This window comes from Herbaspirillum chlorophenolicum (genome assembly GCF_001189955.1).
Lineage (GTDB): Bacteria > Pseudomonadota > Gammaproteobacteria > Burkholderiales > Burkholderiaceae_D > Herbaspirillum > Herbaspirillum chlorophenolicum.
Window position 1 is genome coordinate 1 of record NZ_LFLT01000088.1, and the last position, 6,621, is coordinate 6,621.

Consider the following 6,621-nt stretch of genomic DNA (forward strand, 5'->3'; position numbering starts at 1 on the left):
GTTCATGATGGACTTCATCTGGGGCACCCCTGCGCGACTGAGAGGAAGCCGCTTCACGCGATACGGAGCGAGAAATCTGCTCTCCGCGAAAACGCTGGTCGATGACCGGGACACTCATGATGTCTTGAATCACTGGGCGGTCTATGACCATCTAATTTGGAATGTTGATGGTCTCGACCTTACTTGCGACAGAATCCACACAATACAAGCAGAACATGTCCACGGGCGTCATCCGCCGCAAGTCATGAATGGCTATCGCGAGGAGTCTATGTACATTCCTTGCAGCCAATATTCTCCCCTCTGTGATGAGCGCGCGTTATCTGAGCTGATGGACATGCTCATCGATAAGGCCCGTGCCATCGAGCATCCCATTGAATCTTCCTTCTTTCTCTGGCTGCATCTGGCGTATCTACAGCCCTTCGATACGGCCAACCATCGCACCAGCCGTGCCGCCATGAACATCCCCTTGCTGAAGGCCGGCCATGTGCCTATCACCTTCGCTCACGTGCATAGAGCCGACTACCAACGAGCCATGTGGGGCTTCTACGAGTTCGGAGACGCATCAATCGCAACAGACCTGTTCACTTGGGCCTATATGCAATCTGCCCAACGATATGCTGGCTTTCACCTCGAGGACATATTGAATCCCAAGTTACGTCGGAGCTAAATATGGTGAAAATGATAGGCGACGTAGCCGCGCTCGTCCTGGCCTACATGGAAAAGCACGGCATCAGTGAAGACATCGTCCTTAAAAGCATCCTTAAGCGCACAGGCTTGGCACCAGAGGTTGTGCGCGGCGTGCTGACCGACCATGCTGATTGCAACGTAGCTACTTTGCTAGCGCTGCTGGATATCGCTCATCTCGAAATGGTCGTCATCCCGAAGCCGACATCAAAGGCCCTGAGAACACTCTTGGAGCCGACGACACCTTCGGTGAAGACTCGGGTAGACATTGCGCTCGACATGCTTCGAGCTCAGGACACGGTATCGGACACGCGCGTCGGAACCTCTCTAATGAAGGAAGATGAATCCCCAGATTGGAGTCAAGCAGCGGCGAAGCTATTTGCGGCGTTGGAGCGACATTGGGAGGAGCGCCCGATTAGTAACTATCGGCCAGAACTCCTGAAACAGTATCGTCCAAATGTGGACTCATTGCTCCCAGCTGGAGTGGCTGACAAGCTGGCAGCGCTTGGGGAAATAAAAGCGGCCTTCAATCATTACATGCCCTCGCTGGTGATGGATAAGTTTGTCCTAGAGTTCTCATGGGCATCATGCCGCTTGGAGCGTGAGCGAATGTCGCTTGATGACGCCAAGAAAATACTTGAGGAAGACAACCCGAGATGGCGGGACGAGGCCGTGCTGGTATCGAACGCTGATGCAATCAAAATGGTCTTGCGATATGGACGACAGTGGCCACTCTCCATCGATTTCATCCGAAACTCACATGTCCAAATCATGAAGGACTTGCTGGCAACGCGTCATCTTGGGCGAACACGAACGGTTCATACGCAAGTTGGAAAGTCTCGATATCGGCCCTTGCGCAGAGCGCCAGAGATAGATGAGATGCTTGAGCTGGTATGCACCAAAGCAGCCGAAATCAAGAATCCCGTAGAGGCCGCGTTCTTCCTATGGCTGCACATCGCCTATCTCCAGGCTTTCATTGAAGGAAATACACAGGCTAGCCGGGTGGTGGCGAACATCCCGCTCGTGAAGGCACGCTGCGCCCCCATTGCGTTCATCGACATCGACGTCCACTACTACATGATGGCGATGCTGGGCTTTTACGAGTTTGGAGACGTCTCCATCGCAGCCGACATCTTCGAATGGTCGTATCGCCGGTCGGCTGAACGCTATGCCGGGATTTCCGGGATTTGGCATCTGAGTGACAGAGAAAGGTTATGAGCGCGATACGCCATCTTTTGGTCGCGAGCTATGCGCAAGCAATCGGGAATATACGCTGCGAATTACGTCGCTCAGAATTCGACTTCTACTACTACCCACATTGGCAGGCATCCCCTGATTCATTCCCTCTGTCGCCGCACTTTGCGATGACTGCAGAAGGATTCAAATGGAGGACAACATACAGTTTCGTAGAGAACCTGATGCCCGAAGGCGATGCTCGAATGGCCATAATGAGATATAGCCGACTGAGCGCCGACAACCTGTTCGCCATGGGCCACCTCTTTGGAGCAGAACCAGCCGGCGCTGCAAGTCTCATTTTTCACAGCGGGACTGGTGCTTTGCCCTCGGCTCAAGCACCATTTCTGCAGGAAATCGACGATGATGAGATTTCAGAGCGCATCCAGGCTCGCCACCGTGGGATTCCATTTGCTCAGTGGGATGGTACTTGGTACCAGTCGCTAGCCGGCGTTCAGGACAAGCTCCAAGTCATCTTTCATGAAAAAAGTCTGTTCTTGGCCGGCGGCTCGCTCACTTCGACACACATTCTGAAGCCAGAACCTCAGGGGAAAGGAACTCCACACCTAGTCGCCAACGAGCACTTCTGCATGTCATTGGCCGCAGCGGTTGGTCTTGATGTGCCCCGTGTACAAATCCACCGCGTCCCGGAACCGGTCTTGCTTATCGACCGGTTCGACAGGACATATGCGGCAGGTGCTGACGTGCTGCAGCCAGGAAGAGTCGGCAGGATGCACATCATTGATGCATGCCAGGCCTTGGATATGCCCAGCTCGAGGAAGTATGAATGTCTCGGATGGCATGACGGCCGGTCACCGGAGAGACGCTACGGAGTTAGCTTTGAGAAGCTCTTCGGGTTGGAATTACATTTTGAGGACGCGCCAGCCGCCAAGATGACCATCGTTCGATGGGCGCTATTTAATCTGATGATTGGCAACTCGGACGCGCACGGAAAGAACATCTCGTTCCGCCAGACCGCCAACGGCATCATGCCGGCGCCGTTCTATGACCTAGTCTCGGTCCAAGTGTACGGAGAGAAGATTTTCCAAGAGATGGCCATGGCTTTCGGGGACCAGTTCCTGGCTGAGAAGGTCGTAGCATCTGACCTGGAGGCTTTCGCCCAAGTCGCAGGAATCCCAATTGAGAACGTCATGCGCGAATTGATGGGTATGGGAGCAGCCGTGACTGAGGTGGCGCCGGCGCTGGCCGTGGACGCTTGCTATCTGGGCGTAGAGCGGGAGCTGGTAGCCAATATCGCTGAGTACGCTACGGGCCAGGCCAACAGGCTGATGCAACTGTAACCTCACGAGCTTGTGGTAGCCATGTCCATCATGAAGAACTACGAATTTACCCTGAAATTCAAGCTCCACACATCCGACTCTGACGTTGACAAGGTTGTGGAGCGACTCGGCGCTGCTGGCTGTACTGATGCATTAGTCGGCATCGGCAGGGAGGGGTATGTGGCACTGGACTTCTCGCGCCAATCCACTTCCCGTGAAGAGGCGATACGGTCGGCTTTGGCTGATGTTCGAACGGCTATCCCGACTGCGGAGCTCCTGTAGCAACAAACAGTCTTTTGTCTGTGATTGCGGATATTAATGCTGTAGCGACTGAGATTGCGGGCATGAAGCGATGAAACCCCATTTTCTGTCGCCTGCCAGGGTGATGGAAGCACGCGAGCTTGGTGAAAAGCTCGCCCGGCTGACCGTAGAAGTGCCGTCCCGCCCACGATACAAGCTGGCCGCCCTGATGGCTGAAATCCCACAAGGGCCGCCGCGTGTCGATGGTTGGGATGACATGCCATCGGTCGGACTGGAAAACAACTGATGGCGTATCTATGTGTCTTATGGCCAGTTATGGAAATGATTCAGGACGATTCCGCATCTTCAGAGATTGTTGCTACGCCTCGAAACTGGAACGCGGCACGTCGATTTGTCGAGTCTTGCCAGACAAGAGGAAAAATAACCTTTACCCTGGCTGAGCTGCAGAAGGCGACAGGTTTATCCCATACAGCCGCGCGCGACCAAGTCAAACGCTTAGGGAAGTACGTCACCAGAGTGTCGCCGCGTCAGGATTTTTTCTTGATTGTGAGTCCAGAACAATTTCCCATGGGAGCACCACCAGCCTTCTGGTGGCTTGATGCCTATTTTCAATCAATCGAGCAGCCGTATTACGTAGGCCTACTCACCGCAGCAGCTGAATATGGCTCATCGCATCAAGCCGTACAGGTTACCCAGGTTTTAACCAATCGCCCACTAAGAGAATTAAAAGTCGGCCGCGTCCGCGTACAGTTTTTTGTGAAGAAGACGGTGGCGGAGGTCCCTGCTTCATACCTGCCTAAAGCTTATGCTCCTTTAAAAATCAGTACGCCTGAAGTGACTGCGCTTGACCTGATGCGCTACGCCCATCGCATAGGAGGGGCGGGTCGAGCTGTACACGCGATACGTGACTTATTACCTAATTTTTCTAAAAAGAGGCTTCAGAACGCACTCGTGGCTGAGTTCGAAATATCAAACATTCAACGCCTTGGCTTCATTCTGGAAGAACTCAAACGTCCAGACCTAAGCGAACTGGTCCGGGCCAGACTGCCCTCAAGGCTTAACTGGGTCTATTTGGAGCACCACAAGGCGCAGGGCCCGAGTCTTCGGGCCGAGGGGGCCAATCCCTGGGCCGTTCTTGTAAATTCAAGCAACCAAGAACTGTCATGAGTCTTCGTCGAGAAGATGGGATGACAGCCTCAATAGCCACTGGAAACATACTCTCAATGGGCAACATGGTTCGACTTGGAAAGGAGCTGCCAATTGCCGGTTTGATTTCCAATCGGTGACGCCCACGTAAATGCGACAACAAGCGGTGCAAAGTCAGTCCCTTGGTTGGCAGTCAGAACGCCACATAGTCAGCATGTGTGCCATGGCTTCTGGTCCGATGCGGTCAACAGCGTAGGGGATAGAGTAGTCGGGAGCCAGTTCGCGCATGCGGCCAGATGCAAGCGCCACGTAGAGAAGCTCACCTATCGAGAGTGTCCCCACACGCGTATAGTCGCCGTGCCATGCTTCTCGGGCTATTTGGTCTAGTTTTTCGTAGTCCATTTTCGTGCTCGCTGAACGTTGGGCAATTTCGCAGCAAAGACTACCGTCTTTCGGGACGAATCAGGAGTGTTGAGAGCGGATATTCACCTTCTGTTGCAAAATTTTTAGTCCAGTATTATCAAATACTTAAGTCCATTTTGATGGTAAGTCCCCTCTACCTTAGACTGCAAGGTTCCGCCGAAAATGTCAGGGGTTCTGACATAGGCAACATCGCTACTGAGAGGGACTTCAAAGATGAACAGGAAAGACGGAGTGTATCCCCCAGAAAGCTTCATCGACCGGAATGGCCATCACGTGTTGGCTCTATCGGGGCAGCCGTGGATGGATGGGAACGAGGGGGTGGGTTCGACGACTGAGATGGTCTTGGCGCTCTTCGCATCCAGGCTTTCGGATTGGACCGCTGGCGTACTTAACCGCGGTCAATACGATGACCTGGAGCGCTGGATTAAGATGGTTCGGGAGGCGCCGGCATCGAGGGTGATGCCAGAGAGCTTTGTCGATAGTGCTGGGCGCCGTGTACTCGCCGATTCAGGGGAGCCTGGAATGAACGGGCGAGAAGGCATCTGCTCGTCGACGGAGAAAACCTTGGCACGCTTCGCCAGCATGCTCGCTCACAACGATGCCAGAGGCTTGGATGATGGGCAGTACGACGACATGCTGCGGTGGGTGGAGATGTGCCGGCCGGGGCGCTGAGCGCGGATAATTGGGCGGCTAGGGTCAGCGTTTCTGCTCTTGCCAGGTTTTCATGGCTTCTATGAAATGCTTGAGTCGAGGGCCAGAGACAACAACTTGTCGGGCGCCCGGGTCTTCAGCCAAATCAAGAATCTGTCCTTTTTCAAGGTCGACTCTGAACAACGGCTCAGGTGTATTCATGCGGTCAAGCACCTTCATAAGCACGAATACAGTGTCAGCGAAAGCAAGCTGAGAAGTTGGAGAGGAATTTGTGGCAGCTCGTTCCTGGCGTTCTCTTTTCTCCAACTTGGCTTTCAATTGGGAGTTTTCTAGCTTGGCATCAATCACCATTTGGCGAAGCAATTCTGGAGTCGCATCTTCGGGAATTACGAAAGTGCTAGCTCCAGCTTGGCTGGTGAGGTGCTTCATTATTTCGCGTAGGTAGGCCTCGTTCCGGCCAAGTGTGGTCCTATGAATACCAGTGCGCTCTGACATCTCGTTGACGAGGTCAGATTTAGTAGTGAATTTCTTTTTTCCCTTTTTGACGTCGTCGAGGGCTACACGCAGTAGTTTGAGGGACGCATCAATCTTCGAATTTCGATAATTCTTGAAATTATCGACGCCTTCAGGAACGCCCATTTTTACACTCCAACGAGTTTTCGACTACGCACTGGTATAGCGTTAAATGCGCAATTTTGCAACTCATAGTGCGGAGCATACTGCATCAGTCTTTCTTCGCAATTGGCGGCGAAAATACAATGTCGGCGGCAGATGGCGGGGTTAATTTGCGTGTCTGTTCACTCAATACTTGTAGCTCTGTGGAAATTTCGGAAAGCGTTTTCCGGGACGCGCGCATGTAGGTTGTGAGAAATCCCACGCACGTGGCGACCTCCCGATATGGTTCGATTTCAAGTAATGCTGCCTCTTTAAGCCGACCCTGATT

9 protein-coding genes are annotated in these 6,621 nt (G+C 53.3%); 7 read left to right on the forward strand and 2 right to left on the reverse strand.

Annotated elements, in window-relative coordinates; genetic code table 11:
- The 7 genes from AKL28_RS22795 to AKL28_RS22830 form a co-directional block, all read left to right on the forward strand.
- Positions 1-667 (forward strand): Fic family protein (locus tag AKL28_RS22795; protein ID WP_197091081.1); only part of this gene is annotated, 667 nt, incomplete at its 5' end.
- 2 nt (positions 668-669) lie between these two features.
- Entirely contained in the window at positions 670-1,902 is a 1,233-nt protein-coding gene (locus AKL28_RS22800; protein WP_050470588.1) for a Fic family protein, read from the forward strand.
- A complete protein-coding gene (locus tag AKL28_RS22805; RefSeq protein ID WP_050470589.1) occupies positions 1,899-3,218 on the forward strand; it encodes a HipA domain-containing protein in 1,320 nt (439 codons plus the stop codon). Before AKL28_RS22800 ends, AKL28_RS22805 begins: the two co-directional genes overlap by 4 nt.
- Positions 3,219-3,248: 30 nt before the next feature.
- Positions 3,249-3,479, forward strand: coding sequence for a hypothetical protein (locus AKL28_RS22810; protein WP_156226453.1), 231 nt, complete (start codon positions 3,249-3,251; stop codon positions 3,477-3,479).
- Between the two features lie 70 nt (positions 3,480-3,549).
- Complete coding sequence (locus AKL28_RS22815) at positions 3,550-3,744, forward strand: hypothetical protein (RefSeq protein ID WP_050470591.1); 195 nt, start codon at positions 3,550-3,552, stop codon at positions 3,742-3,744.
- Between the two features lie 29 nt (positions 3,745-3,773).
- Positions 3,774-4,625 carry a type IV toxin-antitoxin system AbiEi family antitoxin domain-containing protein gene (locus tag AKL28_RS22820; protein WP_169801803.1) on the forward strand — a complete coding sequence of 284 codons (852 nt, stop codon included), beginning with the start codon at positions 3,774-3,776 and terminating at the stop codon, positions 4,623-4,625.
- Positions 4,626-5,240: 615 nt separating this feature from the next.
- Positions 5,241-5,699, forward strand: coding sequence for a hypothetical protein (locus AKL28_RS22830; RefSeq protein WP_050470594.1), 459 nt, complete (start codon positions 5,241-5,243; stop codon positions 5,697-5,699).
- Positions 5,700-5,723: 24 nt separating this feature from the next.
- Here AKL28_RS22830 and AKL28_RS22835 read toward each other — a convergent pair whose 3' ends face one another.
- Together AKL28_RS22835 and AKL28_RS25180 are read right to left on the reverse strand one after the other, a co-directional pair.
- Positions 5,724-6,317 (reverse strand): hypothetical protein, encoded by a 594-nt coding sequence (locus tag AKL28_RS22835; protein WP_050470595.1) that lies wholly within the window; start codon positions 6,315-6,317, stop codon positions 5,724-5,726.
- 85 nt (positions 6,318-6,402) lie between these two features.
- Positions 6,403-6,621 (reverse strand): hypothetical protein (locus AKL28_RS25180; protein ID WP_231602653.1); only part of this gene is annotated, 219 nt, incomplete at its 5' end.

What these genes read in the sequence shown, in the direction of transcription:
- AKL28_RS22800 (WP_050470588.1), top strand. Translation starts at nt 670, where the DNA reads ATGGTGAAAATGATAGGCGACGTAGCCGCGCTCGTCCTGGCCTACATG.
- AKL28_RS22805 (WP_050470589.1), top strand. Translation starts at nt 1,899, where the DNA reads ATGAGCGCGATACGCCATCTTTTGGTCGCGAGCTATGCGCAAGCAATC.
- AKL28_RS22810 (WP_156226453.1), top strand. Translation starts at nt 3,249, where the DNA reads ATGAAGAACTACGAATTTACCCTGAAATTCAAGCTCCACACATCCGAC.
- AKL28_RS22815 (WP_050470591.1), top strand. Translation starts at nt 3,550, where the DNA reads ATGAAACCCCATTTTCTGTCGCCTGCCAGGGTGATGGAAGCACGCGAG.
- AKL28_RS22820 (WP_169801803.1), top strand. Translation starts at nt 3,774, where the DNA reads ATGGAAATGATTCAGGACGATTCCGCATCTTCAGAGATTGTTGCTACG.
- AKL28_RS22830 (WP_050470594.1), top strand. Translation starts at nt 5,241, where the DNA reads ATGAACAGGAAAGACGGAGTGTATCCCCCAGAAAGCTTCATCGACCGG.
- AKL28_RS22835 (WP_050470595.1), bottom strand. Translation starts at nt 6,317, where the DNA reads ATGGGCGTTCCTGAAGGCGTCGATAATTTCAAGAATTATCGAAATTCG.